Origin of the sequence: Neorhizobium sp. SHOUNA12A, from assembly GCF_023006505.1 — a bacterium.
In the GTDB taxonomy this organism is placed as follows: Bacteria; Pseudomonadota; Alphaproteobacteria; order Rhizobiales; family Rhizobiaceae; genus Neorhizobium.
In genome coordinates this window covers 1-16,902 of sequence record NZ_JALBGV010000051.1, presented here as the reverse complement: position 1 = coordinate 16,902, position 16,902 = coordinate 1, and the positions used below count along the sequence as shown (strand labels likewise).

The following is a 16,902-nucleotide window of genomic DNA, read 5'->3' as shown; positions in this document are numbered from 1 at the left end:
TGCCGGAGATATTGGAATGAATAGCAAAATCATCCCCGTCATCATGGCCGGCGGCAAGGGCACGCGGCTCTGGCCGCTGTCTCGCGCAAGCGCGCCAAAACAGTTCATCCAGTTCATCGGCGACAAGACGCTGTTCCAGGCGACGCTGTCGCGCGTTTCGGACCCGAAGCTTTATGAGGCTCCGGTCGTCATCACCAACGAGGATTTCCGGTTCCTGGTGGCCGAACAGGCCCGCGAGCTCGGCATCAAGCTCTCCGGCATCCTGCTCGAACCCGTGGCCCGCAATACGGCCCCGGCCGTGGCCGCCGCTGCCGCCTTCGTCGAAGGTCGATTCGGCGAGGACGCCATCCTGCAGGTGCTTGCCTCTGATCATGAGATCACCGCCGATGCCGGTTATTTCGATGCGATCCGCATCGCCAGAGAGACGGCTCTCTCCGGCAAGCTCGTCACGTTCGGCATTGCTCCGACGGAACCCGCCACCGGTTACGGTTATATCGAGATCGGTGAGGCGCTTCCTTCAGGCGCCTGCACGGTCAAGCGTTTTGTCGAAAAGCCGGTGCTGGCTGAGGCCGAGAAGATGCTGTCGACCGGCGGTTTTGTCTGGAACTCCGGTATCTTCATGTTCAAGGCCGGGCAGGTGCTGAGCGAACTTTCCGCCTTCGCGCCCGAGGTTGAGGCGGCCGCGCGCACCGCACTTGCCAAGGCTTCGAGCGATCTCGACTTCACCCGCCTCGACGCGCAGGAATTTGCCGCAAGCCCGGATATCTCCGTCGACTATGCGCTCATGGAAAAGACCTCCAATGCCGCGGTCGTGCCCTCCTCGTTCACCTGGTCCGATCTCGGAAGCTGGGACGCCGTCTGGAAGCTCGGAGCCCGTGACGAGGCCGGCAACGTCACCTCCGGCAAGACGACGCTGATCAACACCAGGAACTCGCTCGTGATGTCGCGCACCAGCCATCTCGCCGTTCAGGGCCTGGATGGCGTCGCCGTCATCGCCAGCGAGGACGCGGTCTATATCGGCCGGCTGGAAGACAGCCAGGATGTCGGCAAGATCGTCAAGCAGCTCGCCGCAACCAAGGCGACCGCCGCGCTGACCGAAACCCATCCGACCTCCTATCGGCCCTGGGGCGGCTATACGTCGGTGCTCAACGGCGACCGCTTCCAGGTGAAGCGGCTGTTCGTGACACCCGGCAAGAAGCTCTCGCTGCAGAAACATCACCACCGCTCGGAACACTGGATCTGCGTCAAGGGTACCGCGGAAGTGACAATCGGCGAGGAAACCCGGATCGTGCGGGAAAACGAGTCGGTCTATATCCCGCAGGGCGAGGTGCATCGGCTTGCCAATCCCGGCAAGATCATGCTCGAGATGATCGAGGTGCAGACCGGATCCTATTTCGGTGAGGACGACATCATCCGCATCGTCGACGAGTTCGGACGCGGCTGAGGAGGCTCGGCGAATATCGGCTCAGTCGATCTCGTGGCGATGGTCGAGATACCATTGCACGAAGGCCTTGACGCCTTCCTCCAGACCGATCTCCGGCTTGCGGCCGGTGAGCGCCACGAGAAGATCGGGGCTGGCGAAGGTTCTCGGGACGTCGCCCTTCTGCATCGGCAGCATCTTGCGCTTGGCCGGTTTTCCCATGATCCGTTCGATCGTCTCGACGAAGTCGATGAGGCCCGAGGGCTGGCCGCCGCCGATATTGACCACCCGGAAGGGTGCCTGATGAGAGAGCGTATCGATGCCCTCGACGCGATTGTCCTCGCCCGGATAGACCTTGGACAGGTCGATGATCGAATTCACCAGGTCGTCGATATAGGTGAAGTCGCGGCTCATCTTGCCTTCGCCGTAGATCTCGATCTCGCGATCCTCGATCATCGCCTTGACGAACTTGAAGAGCGCCATGTCCGGCCGGCCCCAGGGGCCGTAGACCGTGAAGAAGCGGAAGCCGGTGATCGGCAGCTTGTAGAGATGCGCGTAGCTGTGCGCCATCAGCTCCGTGGCCTTCTTGGTCGCCGCATAGAAGGTCAGGGGTTCGTCGGCCCGATCGGTTTCCCGGAAAGGAATATCCGGGTTGGCGCCGTAGACCGACGATGTCGAGGCGAGCATCAGATGGCCGACGCCGTAATTGCGGGCGATCTCCAGGATGTTCCATGAACCGACGAGATTGGAATCGAGGTAAGCCTTGGGGTTTTCGAGGCTGTAACGCACGCCGGCCTGGGCGGCGAGGTGGATGAGGACATCCGGCTTGAAATCCTCGACGGATTTGTCGAGCAGCGACTTGTCTTCCAGCATGCCGATCACGGGGCGGAAGGCAGGGAATTGAGCGAGCCCGGCATTGCGGGCTTCCTTGAGGCGCAGGCTGTAATAGGGCGTCATCCCGTCGAAGCCGAGAACCTCGTGGCCATCCTCCAAAAGGCGTCGCGCCAAGTGGAAACCAATGAAGCCTGCCGTTCCGGTGATGAAATAACGCATGTATGACCCGCTGTCGCTCTGCGGCCGATCCCATAGCGCGGATATTCCGCCCTGTCATCCGAGTGGCAGGAAGTTATTTTATCGGCGGGATCGCGCTGGCCCTCAGTGAAAGAGCCGCAGCCGCGCCGGCGGCACGCCCGGCCGGCCATTCTTGCGATCGACGGCGAACTGGATGAGGTCCATCGAGGCTTGGTCGGTCAGCGGTTTTGCCATTACGCCAAGGACCCCGGAGACACCCGCCGCCACCAGCCCCGGATTGCCGGTGATCATGATCACCACAATGCCGCATTCCGCCAGTGTCTTGGCGATCTCCGGGCCGGTCTCGCCATCCGCAAGCCGCACGTCCACGAAGGCGATATCCGTGTCACGGGTATAATTCAGCGCCACGGTCATGTCGGGGGCTATTCCGACGACGTCATGACCGCTTCGATGAATGGCGTCCTCGATATCCATCGCGACCAGCAGACTGTCTTCGACGATCAGGAAACGATATTCCAAGGGCAGATCCTCCCAGACTGAAGGACGCAAATAGACTCCGATCGCTGCTTGGCAATAGGAGCAGGGCCCGATATCGATTTTTTGATCTAGCTCCCCCTGGCGTCGAGCCGCAGAACGGGGCGCTCGGTGATTGATTTGCCGGCACAGAAGTGGTGAGGGCCGCGTTGCCGGCTCAGGTTCGGCAAGCGGAACATGGCAACATCTCTCGAACACCTCCTCGCTCAAGATTTCAGACACTTACGAAAGGTGACCGGTAGACAGGAACCACTCAAAAACTGGTGGGTTAGCTCTTCGGAAGTCCAATGAAAAGGAGAAGACCCATGAAGAAGATCATTCTGGCGTCCTGCGCTATTCTTGCCGCTTCCTTCGCAACCCAGGCCGGCGCACAGCAAGGCACCGTCAACGGTGCAGCCGGCGGAGCTGTTACCGGCGCAATCGTCGGTGGCCCTGTTGGCGCAGCGGTCGGCGGTGTCGTCGGCGCCGTAGCCGGTACCGCGCTCGATCCGCCGCCGCGCGAAGTCGTTACCTATGTCGAGGAACAGCCTGCTCCGACCGCATCCGTGACGGTCGAACAACCGATCGTTGTCGGCAAGCCGATCCCGCAGAGCGTCGTTGTGACCCCGGTGCCCAGCAATCCACGATATGCCTATACGGTAGTCAACAACCAGCGCGTAATCGTCGATCCGCAGACCCATACAGTGGTTCAGGTCCTCCGATAAGCCAGGCATCAGCGGCTTCAGCCAACCAACAAACGCAGGCTCCGTCGACTTCCGGCGGGGCCTGTTGTCGTTCGAGCGTTTCAATCAGACGAGGACGACCTGATCGACGCGGTCTTCCTGACCGAAGAATTTCAGGTAACGCTCCACCTCGGCCGGGTCTCCGGTCGCCTTGCGCGGATTGTCGGAAAGTTTCACCGCCGGACGGCCATTCGCCTCGCTTACCTTGCAGACGATGGAGATCGGCATCAGGCCGGCAATTTCGTGGGGTGCGCAGCCGGCGAAATCGTTGGTCAGGTTGGTGCCCCAGCCGAAACTCATGCGCACGCGGCCTTCGAAATGCCGGTAGGTATCGACGATCGCATCGACGTCCAGCCCGTCGGAAAAGATCAGCAGCTTTTCCCTGGGATTGCGGCCCATCTTCTTCCACCAGGCAATGATCTTTTCCCCGCCCTCGATCGGCGGAGCGCTGTCGGGGCGAAAGCCGGTCCAGTCGGCCACCCAATCCGGCGCATCGCGCAGGAACGCCGCCGTGCCGAAGGAATCCGGTAACACGATCAGCAGGTTGCCGCCGTAGAGCCGGTTCCAGTCCTTCAGGACCTGGTAAGGGGAGGCGCGCAGCTGCTCGTCAGTCTCGGCGAGTGCCGCAGCCACCATCGGCAGCTCATGCGCATTGGTCCCCACCGCTTCGAGATCGGAGTCCATCGCCAGCAAGACGTTGCTGGTGCCGGTAAACGCTGGGCCGATACCTTCCTTGAGCGCTTCGACACACCAGCGCTGCCAGAGGAAACTGTGACGACGGCGCGTACCGAAATCGGAGATGCGCAGGCCCGGCAATGCCTGCAGCCGCTCGACCTTTTCCCACATCTTGGCCTTGGCCCGCGCATAAAGCACATCGAGCGTGAAGAAACCGAGCGAGCGCATCGCGGAACGGGAGCGCAACTCGTTGATGATCGCGAGTGCGGGGATTTCCCAGAGCGTCGTTTCCATCCATTTGCCGTGGAAAGTCAGTTCGTACTGGCCGTCACGCTTCGAAAGTTCGTATTCCGGCAGCTTGTAGGTCGACAGCCAGTTCAAAAATTCCGGCTCGAAGATCTGCTTGCGGCCATAAAACGTGTTACCCGCGAGCCAGATCATCTCCTTCTTCGACAGACCCACCGTGCGGGCATGGTCGAGTTGTTCGCGCAGCGCGCCTTCGTCGATCTCCTGCGCCAGCTTGACGCTGGTCGTACGGTTGATCAGCGAAAAGGTGGCGTCCACATCCGGATAGAGCTTCCAGATCATCTGCAGCATCAGGAGCTTGTAGAAATCCGTGTCGATCAGACTGCGGATGATCGGGTCGAGTTTCCAGGTGTGGTTATAAACCCTGCTCGCGATATCGGTCTTGGTCATGCCTGCCCCTGCCCCGGCCGTTCCGGGCCGGCTCCGCCGATTTCGATGCATATGGAGGCAACGGCTGATCAACCTCCGGGCATTTTTATCGAAAAAAATGCAGAGTAAGTCCAGACGCAATTCGGCCGCGAGGGATCGCGGCCAAAAAAATCAAGGATGATGCCCCGTCAGTTGCCGGACTGCGATGCCGGCGGCGTGGCAACTGGCGGAGTGGAAGGATTGGCGGTCGGCGGCGCATTCGGATTAGCCGGCGTCGTGCTGCCAGCCGGCGGGGTGGCCGTCCGGTCGGCAGGCGGTGCGGTGCTTTCGCCCCACCATTCGGCGCCGGCCCAGGCGACCATTGCCAGAATAAGGCCGGCAATCAACATCTTCAGCACCGGCGCACCCCAGCTTCCCTGACGCGCTTCCGTGGCGGTTTCCACCACCGGCGGCGAACCGGCCCGATCCGGACGACGGGTATCGGCTTCCTGGGGATCGAAACGGGTGTTCATGATTTCGCTCCTTATTCGGCCGGAATGCCCGGCTCATGCACAAGAAACGGCCCGCAGCTACGAATGTTCCGGATGGGAACGGCTCAGTAGCCCGCCCGGCGGTCCACCACATGCTGCAAAGGTTCACCAGCCTCATAGCGTTCCATCTGGGTCTCCGCATTGCGGAACAGCGCCCGTACATCGGACGCGGAAGCCGCGTGCGGCGTGATGATGACATTGTCCATCGCCCAGAGCCGGCTATCTGCACCGAGCGGTTCTTTCTCGAACACATCCAGCGACGCGCCACCGAGAATGCCGTTGTCGAGCGCGGCAACAAGATCGCTCTCCACCTGGCTGCCGCCGCGTCCGGCATTGATGAAGACTGGTTTGCCCAGGGCGCCGCCCTGGCGAAGCTTTGTAAACAGCGAAGCATTGAAGATGCCGCGCGTCTCCGGCGTCAGCGGCAGAAGGCCGACCAGAATATCGGTGCGGGCAAGGAAAGCATCGAGTTCGCCGCCGTCAAAGGTCTCAACGCCCTCGATCGTCTTTTTGCTGCGCGACCAGCCGACGACATCGAAGCCCATGATCTTCAGCTTTCGGACCGAATCCAGGCCGAGCACGCCAAGGCCCATGACGCCGACGGTCAGGTCCCTCGCTTCCGGCTGCGAGAGTTCACGCCACTGGCGTTCGCGCTGCTGCCTGAGATAGGCCGGCACCTGCCGGAGGTGGCTCAGGGCCTGCAGCACGACCCATTCGCTCATCCGCGTCGTCAGGCTCTCGTCGACGAAACGGACGATCGGGACGTCAGGCAGGCCGGGCATGGTGAGGATATAGTCAACCCCGGCGCCGCCGGAAAACAGCACCTCCAGCTTCGGTGCCCGCTGGAACAGGTCCGGGTCCGGCTTCCAGATCACCGCATAGCGCGCCTCGGAAATATCCACGCCGGGATCGGAGGCGTGCAGCACGGTGCGACCGGCAAAGGCGTTGGCGAGTGCTAAATCGATCTCGCGGCGTTCGAACTTGAGATCGACGACGACCGGATGTCTGGCGGGCATGGACGGAATGACCTTGATTGCTGTGACTATTGATTGATGGCTTCGGTCTCGACCGCTTCGAGATGGAAGGCGGCGGCCATCAGCGCGCGGGTATAATCCTGCTTCGGCGCCTGGAAAATCTGGTCGGCGGGACCTTCTTCCACCACCTTGCCGAGCCGCATGACGATGACGTGGTTGGCGAGAGCCTTCACGACCTTGAGATCGTGACTGATGAAGAGATAGGCAAGATCGTGCTTCTTCTGCAGGTCGCGCAGGAGATCGACGACCTGCGCCTGAACGGTCATGTCGAGCGCCGAGGTCGGCTCGTCTAGCATCACGAACCGCGGTTTCAGGACCATGGCGCGGGCGATCGCGATGCGCTGCCGCTGGCCACCGGAAAACTCGTGCGGATAACGCCAGCGCGTTGCGGGGTCGAGGCCAACCTCGGTCAAAGCCCATGCGACGCGCTCATCGCGGCCATCGGGGGAAAGCGACCGCTCATGCACCTTCAGCCCCTCGGCGACGATATCGCCGACCGACATGCGGGGGCTAAGCGACCCATACGGATCCTGGAAGACGACCTGAAGACGGTCGCGGAAGGGACGCATTTCCTTGAAGGAGAACTTGTCGATGTCCGTACCGATGAAGGCGATGCGGCCCTTGGAGGAGATGAGCCTTGCGAGCGCCAGACCCAGCGTCGTCTTGCCGGAGCCGGATTCGCCAACGACGCCGAGCGTCTCGCCGGCCCGCAATTCGAGATCGACGCCATCGACTGCCTTCACATGATCGACCACCTTGCGCAGGAAACCCGCCTTGATCGGAAACCAGACACGGATGTCCTTGCCTTCCATCACCACCGGCTTCGAGGGATCGGTCGGCGGCGGCTCGCCACGCGGCTCAGAGGCAAGCAGGTGGCGGGTATAGGCGTGCTGCGGGTTGGCGAAGACCTCCTCGACCGTGCCGGTCTCGACGATCTTGCCCTTGGTCATGACGCAGACCCGATCCGCGAATTTCCGGACAATGCCGAGGTCGTGGGTGATGAACAGCATGGACATGCCGTGCTCACCCTTCAGCCCGCGCAGAAGATCGAGGATCTGGGCCTGCACGGTGACGTCGAGCGCCGTGGTCGGCTCGTCTGCTATCAGCAGTTTCGGGCGGTTGGCGAGCGCCATGGCGATCATCACGCGCTGTCGCTGGCCGCCCGACAGCTCGTGCGGATAGGCCTTCAGGCGCTTTTCCGGCTCGCGAATGCCGACCTGGTTCAGGAGTTCGAGCGTGCGAATACGCACCGCCTGGCCGTTGATTCCGTGGTGAAGCTCAAGGATTTCGCCGATCTGCCTTTCGATCGAATGAAGCGGATTGAGCGAGGTCATCGGCTCCTGGAAGATCATCGTGACGTCGTTGCCGCGCACACGGCGCAGTTCCGGCTCGGACGCCTTCAACATGTCCTTGCCGTCGAACAGTATTTCGCCGGACGGATGGCTTGCCGAAGGATACGGCAGTAGCTTGAGGATGGAATTGGCCGTCACCGACTTGCCGGAGCCGGATTCCCCGACCAGCGCCATCACCTCGCCGGGCATGATGTCGAACGAGACCCTGTCGACGGCAATCGAGGTATCTCTGCCCTGGTGGAAGGCGACGGAGAGATCGCGGACGGAAAGGAGCGGCTCTGTCATCGGCCAAGGCTTTCGATGAGTGAGTTAAGCGTCGTTTCGTCTGGGCGAAGGACGGTTAAAGGCGAGCTACTCTTGGTGAGACCGTAGCGGAAATGCGTAATTTCATAAATTTCCTTCAGTCCCATGTCGGCGGTCAGCATGTGCGTGCAACCGGCACCGAGCGCGGTAGAGATATGGATCGAGTCCGGGAGTTTCAGCCCCAAATTTTGAGACCTTAGGACCGCAGCATACCATAACATCTGCCTAGCAACCGGGAGCACTTCGAGCCATTCATTTGTTTGAATCAGCCCCTCATATCTGTCGATAGCGCTGTCGTTTCCATCCCGGTACGGTTTAACCAATAACTCGGACAATGTCAGTTCGCTGGTAGCGAACCGTCGGGTGTGGTCGCCTATCGAAAGGAGGTTGGCCAATGCGGTGCTGATTTTGCTGTCGTTCTCAAATGCCAGAATGAAGATGTTTGTATCCAGGTAGATTTTTCCGAGCCCCAGCATCAATCATCCCATTCATCGCGTAATTCGCGTATGCGAGAGACGGCTTCTTCCACGCTGACAGACGGTCTGCCCTCGGCCTTGTATGTCCTGATGGCTTCCAGTGTATCTGCGAGGCTCATCGGCTTTCGCTCAACCATCGGGAAATCTTTGAAACCGGGATATCTCTCTACGTCGTTCCGTATCGAGACATCTTCCACCTCAACAATGATCCTGACGGTCGCGTCCGTCTCCAATCCCTCCCGCAGATCCTCGGGAAGGTTGGCGACCGGGTAATGCTCTCTGACGATCTTGTTCATGGCGTCACGCTCGCTGATATACCCGATAATCTAGCGCATCGATCATGCAATTACGACCCGCCATCACCCGAACGTCTTTCTGGGATCGAAGGCATCGCGCACTGCCTCGCCGATGAAGATCAGCAGCGACAGCATGATCGACATGGTGAAGAAGGCCGTGAAGCCTAGCCATGGCGCCTGCAGGTTGTTCTTTCCCTGCGAAATCATCTCGCCGAGAGACGGAGAGCCTGCCGGCAGGCCGAACCCGAGGAAATCGAGCGAGGTCAGCGTCGCGATCGATCCGGACAGAATGAAGGGCAGGAAGGTCAGCGTCGCGACCATGGCGTTCGGCAGAAGATGCCGGGACATGATCGTCCAGTTGCCGACGCCGAGCGCGCGGGCGGCGCGGACATATTCGAAATTGCGCGCCCGCAGGAACTCGGCGCGCACCACGCCGACGAAACCGACCCAGGAGAAAAGCAGGAGGATGCCGAGTAGGACGAAGAAGCCTGGGGGCAGGATCGAGGCAATGATCAGCAGGATGTAGAGAACCGGCATGGACGACCAGATCTCGATGAACCGCTGCATCAGAAGATCGGTCCATCCGCCGAAATACCCCTGCACAGCGCCCGCCGTCACCCCGATCATCGCCGAAAAGACCGTCAGCACCAGGCCGAACAGGACGGAGATGCGGAAGCCGTAGATCATGCGGGCGGTCACGTCGCGCGCCTGGTCGTCGGTGCCGAGCCAGTTCAGGTTGCCGAGGATGCAATTCGGGTCCTGATCTTTTTGCGGATAGGCGGCGCAGCGATCCGCTTTCTCCATCAGCCAGAAGGGTTCGGTCGGCGCCGAATGGGGAATGTTGGAGTTGACCGTCTGATAGGAATAGCGGATCGGCGGCCAGACCATCCAGCCGTTCGCCTGGATTTCCTGCTGGATGTAGTCGGAGCGATAATCGGTCGTTGCCAGGAAGCCGCCGAATTTTTCCTCCGGATAGTCGACGAGGACCGGGTAAAGGATTTCGCCCTTGTAGGAGGCGACGATCGGCCGGTCGTTGGCGATGAATTCCGCAAACAGGCTGAGCACGAAAAGGACCATGAACAGCCAGAAGGACCAATAACCGCGTTTGTTGGCGCGGAAATTGGCGAGCCGCCGGCGGTTGGTGGGCGTGATCCAGGGCCGCTTCTGCGGCGTCTGCACGGCGGTCTTTGCGGCGGTTGCCTCCATCAGACATCCCTCCGCTCGAAATCGATGCGCGGATCGATCCAGGTATAGATCAGGTCGGAAATGAGGCTGACGAACAGGCCCATCAGCGAGAAGATGTAGAGCGTGCCGAAAACGATCGGGTAATCGCGGTTGACGATCGCGAGATAACCGAGGCGCCCCAGCCCATCCAGCGAGAAGATGTTCTCGATCAGCAGCGAGCCGGTGAAGAAGGCGGAGATGAAGGCGCCGGGAAAGCCCGCAATGACGATCAGCATGGCGTTTCGAAACACGTGGCCATAAAGCACCTGTCGCTCGTTGAGGCCCTTGGCACGCGCCGTCGTCACATACTGTTTCTTGATCTCGTCGATGAACGAGTTCTTGGTCAGCAGAGTGGTTGTGGCGAAAGCCGAAAGCGACATGGCGATCAACGGCAATGTCAGATGCCAGAAATAGTCGATGATCTTTTCCCACCAGGAGAGTTCGGCAAAATTATCCGAAACGAGACCCCGCAGCGGGAACCAGTCGAAAAACGAACCGCCCGCGAAGAGTACGATCAGCAGAATGCCGAACAGGAAGCTCGGCACCGCGTAACCGATGATGATCGCGCCGGAGGTCCAGACATCGAAGGTCGAACCGTCCTTGACGGCCTTGCGGATGCCCAGTGGAATCGAGATCAGGTAGGAAACGATCAGGATCCAGAAACCGAGCGAGATCGACACCGGCATCTTGTCGATGATCAGGTCGAGGACCGAAGTATTGCGGAAGAAGCTCTCGCCGAAATCGAAGCGAATGTAGTTCCACATCATTTCGAGGAAGCGCGTCGCCGGCGGCTTGTCGAAACCAAACTGCTTTTCGAGCTTCTTGATGAATTCCGGATCGAGGCCCTGCGCGCCACGGTAACGGCTTTCCTCGCCTCCGCCCTGTTGCTGCAGCATGTCGCCGCCACCGCCGGAAAGCCGATCACCGCTGTCCTGACCCTGGATCTGGGCGATCACCTGTTCAACAGGCCCGCCCGGCGCGAACTGCACGACGAGGAAGGAAATCGCCATGATGCCAACGATCGTCGGTATCATCAGCAGGAGACGGCGAAGAATATAGGCGCCCATCAGAGCTCCCTGCCTGTCGTCACGGGGCTTGTTTCACCACATATCCCAATGCCGATCAAATGGCTCTTTCCTCTTTTCCGGTGCGAATCATACGGGTTCATTTGGAACAGGTGCCGGTCGGCGGCGCAAGTCCGCGCTTATTGCGTTACTTCGCAGCGCTTTTGGCCGACCAAGTCTCGGGAAAACCGATGCTGTATTCCGGCAGTCTCTGCGGATGCGTGATGCGGTTCCAGTAGGCGATCCTGGCTTCGCCGGAATAGAACATCGGAACGACATAGTGGTTGGCGAGCAGCACCCGGTCCATCGCCTTGACGGCCGCCACCTGATCCTCCCGGTCCTGGACAGCGGTGATCATGCTGATAAGCTGATCCACCGCCGGATCGGCAATACCTGCATAGTTGCGTGATCCCGGCCGGCTGACGGACGCCGATCCCCAGTAGTCCGCCTGTTCGTTGCCGGGGTTCATCGTCTGGGCCCAGACCCCGTACATCATGTCGTAGTCGAAGCTGCGGACTCGATTGATATATTGCGATGCGTCGACTATCCGGAGCCGGGCGTCGATGCCGATTTTCTTGAGACTTGTCACATAGGGCATCACGGTACGCTCCTGCGACTGGCTGTTCAGGAGAATTTCGAAGCTCAGGGGCTGTCCGGTCTTGGCATTGAGCATCCGGTTGCCCTTCAGCTCCCAGCCTGCCTCCTTCAGCAGGCTGATGGCGGTGCGCAGGTTATCGCGCACCTTGTTCGGGTCGCCGCCGACGGGGTTGGTGTACGGAGTTGTGAACACCCTCGCCGGAACTTTGTCCTTCAATCCGTTGAGGATCTCCAGTTCCTTTCCCTGCGGCAGGCCGGACGAAGCAAGCTCGGTGCCCCAGAAGAAGCTATCGACCCGCTTCAGGCCGCCATAGGCAAGGTTCTTGTTGAGATCCTCGAAATCGTAGGCGTAGTTCAGCGCCTCGCGAACCCGCGCATCCTTGAACATGTCGCGCCGCATGTTCGGCACGAAAGCCTGCATGACGCCGACGGCCTTGAACGGGTTGGTCAGGGCTTCCTTGATGACCCGCCCATCCTTCACCGCATCGAAATCGTACCGCGTGACCCAGCGGCTCGAACTGTTTTCCTGGCGGTAATCGATGTTGCCGGCCCGGAAGGCCTCGAATTCCACGTCGGCATCGGAAAAATAGGTATAGTTGATCGTCCGGAAGTTATATTGGCCGAGATTGATCGGCAGGTTCTTGCCCCAGTAGTCGTCGCGCAGTTCGTAACGAATGGTGGAGCCCGGCTGAACGGCGCCGATCTTGTAGGGGCCGGACCCCATCGGCGGCTCCAGGGTGGTGCGGGAAATGTCGCGCTGGTTGCCCTGTGCATCCTTGCCTTCCCACCAGTGCTTCGGCAGGACCGGAAAATCGCCGACGATCGAGGGTAGTTCGCGATTGTTCTTTTCGTCGAAGCGGAAGGTCACTTCGCGGTCGCCGGTCTTTTCAGCACCCGTGACGTGCCGATAGTAGCCGGAATAGAGTGCGCTATGCTCCTTCAGCTTCTCCAAGCTGAAGATCACGTCCTCCGGAGTGACCGGCTGGCCGTCCGCCCATTTCGCCTCCTGCCTCAACCGGAAGGTCACCGAAGACACATCGTCCGGATGGGACACGGCCTCGGCCAAAAGGCCGTAGGTGCCGAAAACCTCATCCTCCGACCGCTTCATGAGCGTGTCGTAGATCAGGCTGACACCCGAAGCCGCGGTACCCCGGTCGATCACGAGGTTGAGGTTGTCGAATGTGCCTTCGTCGCCGAGGCGCAGCTCGCCGGCCTTCGGCGCGTTCACATCGACATAGGGGAGCTGCTTGAAGTCTGCCGGCAGCTTCAGGTCACCGACGACAGCCATGCCATGCCGCCATTTCGGCTCCTGGGCGGTCGCCGCCGATGTCCAAAGAGACATTGCTGCGAGAGCGATCACGAAAGCTATCTTCAGGCGGGCCAAGAGCATGCGTTACCCCTTGTGAGTTTCTTTGTTGCGGTGAAGCATAGGGCAAAAGGCGGCGAAAAACAGGAGTTCCAAACTCACATCCGTTTTATCCGGCATTATGTTCCTGAAAATCGGCAAGGCGTTCGCCATCTCCATTTCACCAAAATCCTGTTTCACGGTAGTTTGGAAGCGATCAGGTGATTTGCGGCGGATGGCATGAGATCGATTTCGAGTACAATTATGCGGCTGACGACGGCTGCTTTCCTTTGCGGCACGTTCGCGGGATCGGTGGCAGCGCAGGAGGGCACACCGGCGAAACAACTTTTCGCCGGCGTCAAGCTTCCGAGCAAGGCGGAGGCGGAACCGCTTGGTTTCTATGCCAAGGGCTGCATGTCGGGCGCGGTGGCGCTGCCGACCGACGGGCCGACCTGGCAGGCGATGCGCCTTTCGCGCAACCGTCGCTGGGGCAATCCCGAACTGATCGCACTGCTCGAACGCTTCTCCGGCGACGCAGCAAGGCTCGGCTGGGGTTCCGGCATTCTCGTCGGCGACATTTCGCAGCCGCGCGGCGGCCCGATGATCAACGGCCATTCGTCGCACCAGATCGGCCTTGATGTCGACGTCTGGTTCACGCCTAAGCCCGCCCAGCCGTTGACCGTGCCGCAGCGCGAAAGCTATCCCTTCACCTCCATGCTCGACAAGAGCAAGTTCCTGACCGTCGATTCCAACCGCTGGACCAGCACCCATGCCAAGCTGATCATGCAGGCCGCGAGCTATCCGCAAGTGGAGCGCGTCTTCGTCAATCCCGCGATCAAGAAGAAGCTCTGCGAGACCTGGACCGGAGACCGCGACCTGCTTGGCAAGGTGCGGCCGATCTACGGCCATGATGAACACTTCCATATCCGCATCTCCTGCCCGCCGGGCTCCACCACCTGCCAGAAGCAGGCCGCAGTACCGAAGGGCGACGACTGCAGCAGCAAGGGATTTGCCTGGTGGTTCACCAAGGAGCCTTGGGCGCCGCCGCCCAAACCGGACCCGAACAAGAAACCGGTAAAACCGCGTCAGGTCATGCTCTCGGACCTGCCGAAGGCCTGTGCGGCCGTGCTCGCCGCCCCCTCGCGTTCCGAAGACGACGCTACATTCGGCGGCAGCGCCGTTGCCTACACGGCTCAGCCTGCGGCGTCAGCATCGGCAAGGACTGTCGAAGCGATCGTCAACGATCCGCCGTCCGCTTCCAGTGATATGCCGGTCCCGACGCCGCGTCCGCTGCAATAGTTTCCCGACAAGGCCGGCAATCGAAACGCCGGCCCCTTCGCGACCTTCCCAAGACCGAAGCGGCACGCTAGAACGCATCACAAATCGATTGAAAATCGTTCTGGCGAGGACACCCAATCATGTCGGCCAAGCCCTGCATCGCGTTGATCGCACACGACCAGAAGAAGGACGACATGGCGGATTTCGCCCGCCATCACCAGGCAGCACTTTCCCGGTTCAACATCGTCGCCACCGGCACGACGGGCGGCCGGGTTCAGGATGCCTGCCCCGGTCTTGAAGTGACGCGGTTGAAGAGCGGCCCGCTCGGTGGCGACCAGCAGATCGGCGCGATGATCGCCACCGGCGAGGTGCACATGCTGATCTTCTTCATCGACCCCTTGAGCGCGCTTCCCCACGATGTCGACGTCAAAGCGCTGACGCGGCTTGCGACGGTCTATGACATACCGATGGCGCTCAATCGGGCCACCGCCGAAAAACTCATCGACTTTCAGAAGGACTAAGCTTCCCGATGGCCGATAACATGAAGACCGACAAGCTGCCCTTTCCGATCCTGATCGGCGATATCGGCGGCACCAATGCCCGCTTCTCCATCCTCCTCGACGCCTATGCGGAACCGAAGCCGTTCCCGAACGTGCGCACCGCCGACTATCCGACGATCGACGACGCGATCCAGAAAATCGTGCTCGATTCGAGTTCCGTGCAGCCGCGCTCGGCGATCCTTGCCATCGCGGGACCGATCGACGGCGACGAGATCGATCTGACCAACTGCGATTGGGTGGTGCGGCCGAAAGGCATGATCGCCCAACTCGGCTTCGAGGATGTGCTGGTCGTCAACGATTTCGAAGCCCAGGCGCTTGCCGTCGCGGCCATGCCCGACGAATACCGCGAGACGCTTGGGCCCAACAACGAGCCGCATATGGCATCGCGCGTCGTGCTTGGTCCGGGTACCGGCCTCGGCGTTGCCGGCCTCGTCTATGCGCGGCACATGTGGTTTCCGGTTCCCGGCGAAGGCGGACATGTGGATGTCGGCCCGCGCTCGGAACGGGATTTCGAGATCTTTCCGCATCTCAAGCGCATCGAAGGCCGCGTTTCTGCGGAAGAAATCCTGAGCGGGCGCGGCGTCGTCAACATCTACCAGGCCGTCTGTGCGGCCGACGGTCTGCAGCCCGCGTTTTCCGATCCGGCGGATATCACGGCTCACGGTCTGAACCGTTCGAATTCCCAGGCCGTCGAAACGCTATCGCTGTTTGCCACCTATCTCGGCCGGGTCGCCGGCGACATGGCGCTGATCTTCATGGCGCGCGGCGGCGTCTATCTCGCCGGCGGCATCTCGCAGAAGATCGTTCCCGCGCTGAAAGGCCCAGAGTTCCGCGCCGCCTTCGAAGACAAAGCGCCGCATACGGAGCTGATGGGCACGATTCCGACCTTCGTGGTGACCCATCCACAGGCGGCACTCGCCGGCCTTGCAAGCTTTGCCCGCACGCCCTCCGCCTACGGCCTTTCCATGGATGGCCGCCGCTGGCAACGCTAGGACCGGACTGAGATCATCGCCGCGGGCGAGGCCGGTTTTCCTGAAGGCGGCGTGCAAGAGATGCTTGCGCAGCGTGGAAGCGGCCTTTACGCTCGCCCCAACAAGCTGTAACCGCTCGAAAAGACCGACCGACAAAAGCAGGGACTACGCCGCACATGACCGCAAATGACATGAAACTCGTAGTGGTCGGCGCAGCGGGTCGGATGGGCCAGGCACTGATCCGGGTCATTCATGAAACCGACGGCGTGGCATTGCATGCAGCGGTCCAGCGCGAAGGTTCGCCGTTCATCGGCAAGGATGCAGGCGAGCTCGCGGGTGTCGGAACGCTTGGGGTCCCCGTGACCGCCGATCCGCTTCAGGCTTTTCTGGATGCCGAGGGCGTGCTCGATTTCACCACACCCGCGACCAGCGTCGCCTTCTCGGTCCTTGCCGCGCAGGCACGGATCGTCCATGTGATCGGCACGACCGGGTGCTCGATCGAGGACGAGGAAAAGTTCAAGGCGGCGGGCCGTCACGCGCGCGTAGTCAAATCCGGCAATATGAGCCTCGGCGTCAACCTGCTCGGCGTGCTTGTCGCGCAGGCGGCGAAGGCTTTGCCCGCCGCCGGCTGGGATATCGAGATCCTCGAAATGCATCACAAGCACAAGGTCGACGCGCCATCCGGCACCGCACTGCTGCTCGGCGAAGCGGCGGCACAAGGCCGCGGCATCGATCTCGCAAGCCAGTCCGTCAGGGTGCGTGACGGCCATACGGGCGCCCGCCCGACCGGCACGATCGGGTTTGCGACGCTGCG

At 61.0% G+C, this 16,902-nt stretch carries 17 protein-coding genes; 6 read left to right on the top strand and 11 right to left on the bottom strand.

The window, feature by feature from the left end; translation table 11 throughout:
• Positions 1–16 precede the first annotated feature (16 nt).
• Entirely contained in the window at positions 17–1,444 is a 1,428-nt protein-coding gene (locus MOV63_RS20915) for a mannose-1-phosphate guanylyltransferase/mannose-6-phosphate isomerase (protein ID WP_247036464.1), read from the top strand.
• A gap of 21 nt (positions 1,445–1,465) precedes the next feature.
• Here MOV63_RS20915 and MOV63_RS20910 read toward each other — a convergent pair whose 3' ends face one another.
• Together MOV63_RS20910 and MOV63_RS20905 are read right to left on the bottom strand one after the other, a co-directional pair.
• Positions 1,466–2,473, bottom strand: coding sequence for an NAD-dependent epimerase/dehydratase family protein (locus MOV63_RS20910; RefSeq protein ID WP_038548110.1), 1,008 nt, complete (start codon positions 2,471–2,473; stop codon positions 1,466–1,468).
• Between the two features lie 102 nt (positions 2,474–2,575).
• Positions 2,576–2,971 (bottom strand): response regulator, encoded by a 396-nt coding sequence (locus MOV63_RS20905; protein WP_038592299.1) that lies wholly within the window; start codon positions 2,969–2,971, stop codon positions 2,576–2,578.
• A 320-nt stretch (positions 2,972–3,291) separates the two neighbouring features.
• On the opposite strand from MOV63_RS20905, the gene MOV63_RS20900 reads away from it, so the two are divergent.
• The gene (locus MOV63_RS20900) at positions 3,292–3,690 is read left to right on the top strand and encodes a DUF1236 domain-containing protein (RefSeq protein WP_038548104.1); all 399 of its coding nucleotides are present in this window, start codon (positions 3,292–3,294) and stop codon (positions 3,688–3,690) included.
• Between the two features lie 84 nt (positions 3,691–3,774).
• On the opposite strand, the gene pncB is transcribed toward MOV63_RS20900, so the two are convergent.
• The 9 genes from pncB to MOV63_RS20855 all read right to left on the bottom strand — a co-directional run bounded on the left by pncB (position 3,775) and on the right by MOV63_RS20855 (position 13,324).
• On the bottom strand, positions 3,775–5,079 hold the full coding sequence (pncB, locus tag MOV63_RS20895; protein WP_247036462.1) for a nicotinate phosphoribosyltransferase: 1,305 nt from the start codon (positions 5,077–5,079) through the stop codon (positions 3,775–3,777).
• A 167-nt stretch (positions 5,080–5,246) separates the two neighbouring features.
• Entirely contained in the window at positions 5,247–5,570 is a 324-nt protein-coding gene (locus tag MOV63_RS20890) for a hypothetical protein (RefSeq protein ID WP_247036460.1), read from the bottom strand.
• 83 nt (positions 5,571–5,653) lie between these two features.
• Positions 5,654–6,604, bottom strand: a complete 951-nt coding sequence (locus MOV63_RS20885) for a glyoxylate/hydroxypyruvate reductase A (RefSeq protein ID WP_247036458.1) — start codon at positions 6,602–6,604, stop codon at positions 5,654–5,656.
• A 26-nt stretch (positions 6,605–6,630) separates the two neighbouring features.
• Positions 6,631–8,259, bottom strand: a complete 1,629-nt coding sequence (locus tag MOV63_RS20880; RefSeq protein WP_247036455.1) for an ABC transporter ATP-binding protein — start codon at positions 8,257–8,259, stop codon at positions 6,631–6,633.
• Positions 8,256–8,753 carry a type II toxin-antitoxin system VapC family toxin gene (locus MOV63_RS20875; protein ID WP_247036454.1) on the bottom strand — a complete coding sequence of 166 codons (498 nt, stop codon included), beginning with the start codon at positions 8,751–8,753 and terminating at the stop codon, positions 8,256–8,258. The genes MOV63_RS20880 and MOV63_RS20875 overlap by 4 nt, the downstream gene beginning before the upstream one ends.
• Entirely contained in the window at positions 8,753–9,049 is a 297-nt protein-coding gene (locus MOV63_RS20870; RefSeq protein WP_038548091.1) for a hypothetical protein, read from the bottom strand. The genes MOV63_RS20875 and MOV63_RS20870 overlap by 1 nt, the downstream gene beginning before the upstream one ends.
• Before the next feature lie 63 nt (positions 9,050–9,112).
• A complete protein-coding gene (locus MOV63_RS20865; protein WP_038548088.1) occupies positions 9,113–10,255 on the bottom strand; it encodes an ABC transporter permease in 1,143 nt (380 codons plus the stop codon).
• Positions 10,255–11,340 (bottom strand): microcin C ABC transporter permease YejB, encoded by a 1,086-nt coding sequence (locus MOV63_RS20860; protein WP_247036453.1) that lies wholly within the window; start codon positions 11,338–11,340, stop codon positions 10,255–10,257. The genes MOV63_RS20865 and MOV63_RS20860 overlap by 1 nt, the downstream gene beginning before the upstream one ends.
• A 145-nt stretch (positions 11,341–11,485) precedes the next feature.
• Entirely contained in the window at positions 11,486–13,324 is a 1,839-nt protein-coding gene (locus tag MOV63_RS20855; protein ID WP_247036452.1) for an extracellular solute-binding protein, read from the bottom strand.
• A 219-nt stretch (positions 13,325–13,543) separates the two neighbouring features.
• Here MOV63_RS20855 and mepA point away from each other — a divergent pair, with 219 nt between their 5' ends.
• From mepA to dapB, 4 genes are all read left to right on the top strand, one after another.
• On the top strand, positions 13,544–14,578 hold the full coding sequence (gene mepA / locus MOV63_RS20850; protein ID WP_247036498.1) for a penicillin-insensitive murein endopeptidase: 1,035 nt from the start codon (positions 13,544–13,546) through the stop codon (positions 14,576–14,578).
• Positions 14,579–14,697: 119 nt separating this feature from the next.
• The gene (locus MOV63_RS20845) at positions 14,698–15,078 is read left to right on the top strand and encodes a methylglyoxal synthase (RefSeq protein ID WP_247036451.1); all 381 of its coding nucleotides are present in this window, start codon (positions 14,698–14,700) and stop codon (positions 15,076–15,078) included.
• A gap of 8 nt (positions 15,079–15,086) precedes the next feature.
• A complete protein-coding gene (locus MOV63_RS20840) occupies positions 15,087–16,109 on the top strand; it encodes a glucokinase (protein ID WP_247036450.1) in 1,023 nt (340 codons plus the stop codon).
• A 155-nt stretch (positions 16,110–16,264) separates the two neighbouring features.
• Positions 16,265–16,902 (top strand): 4-hydroxy-tetrahydrodipicolinate reductase (dapB, locus tag MOV63_RS20835; protein WP_247036449.1); only part of this gene is annotated, 638 nt, incomplete at its 3' end.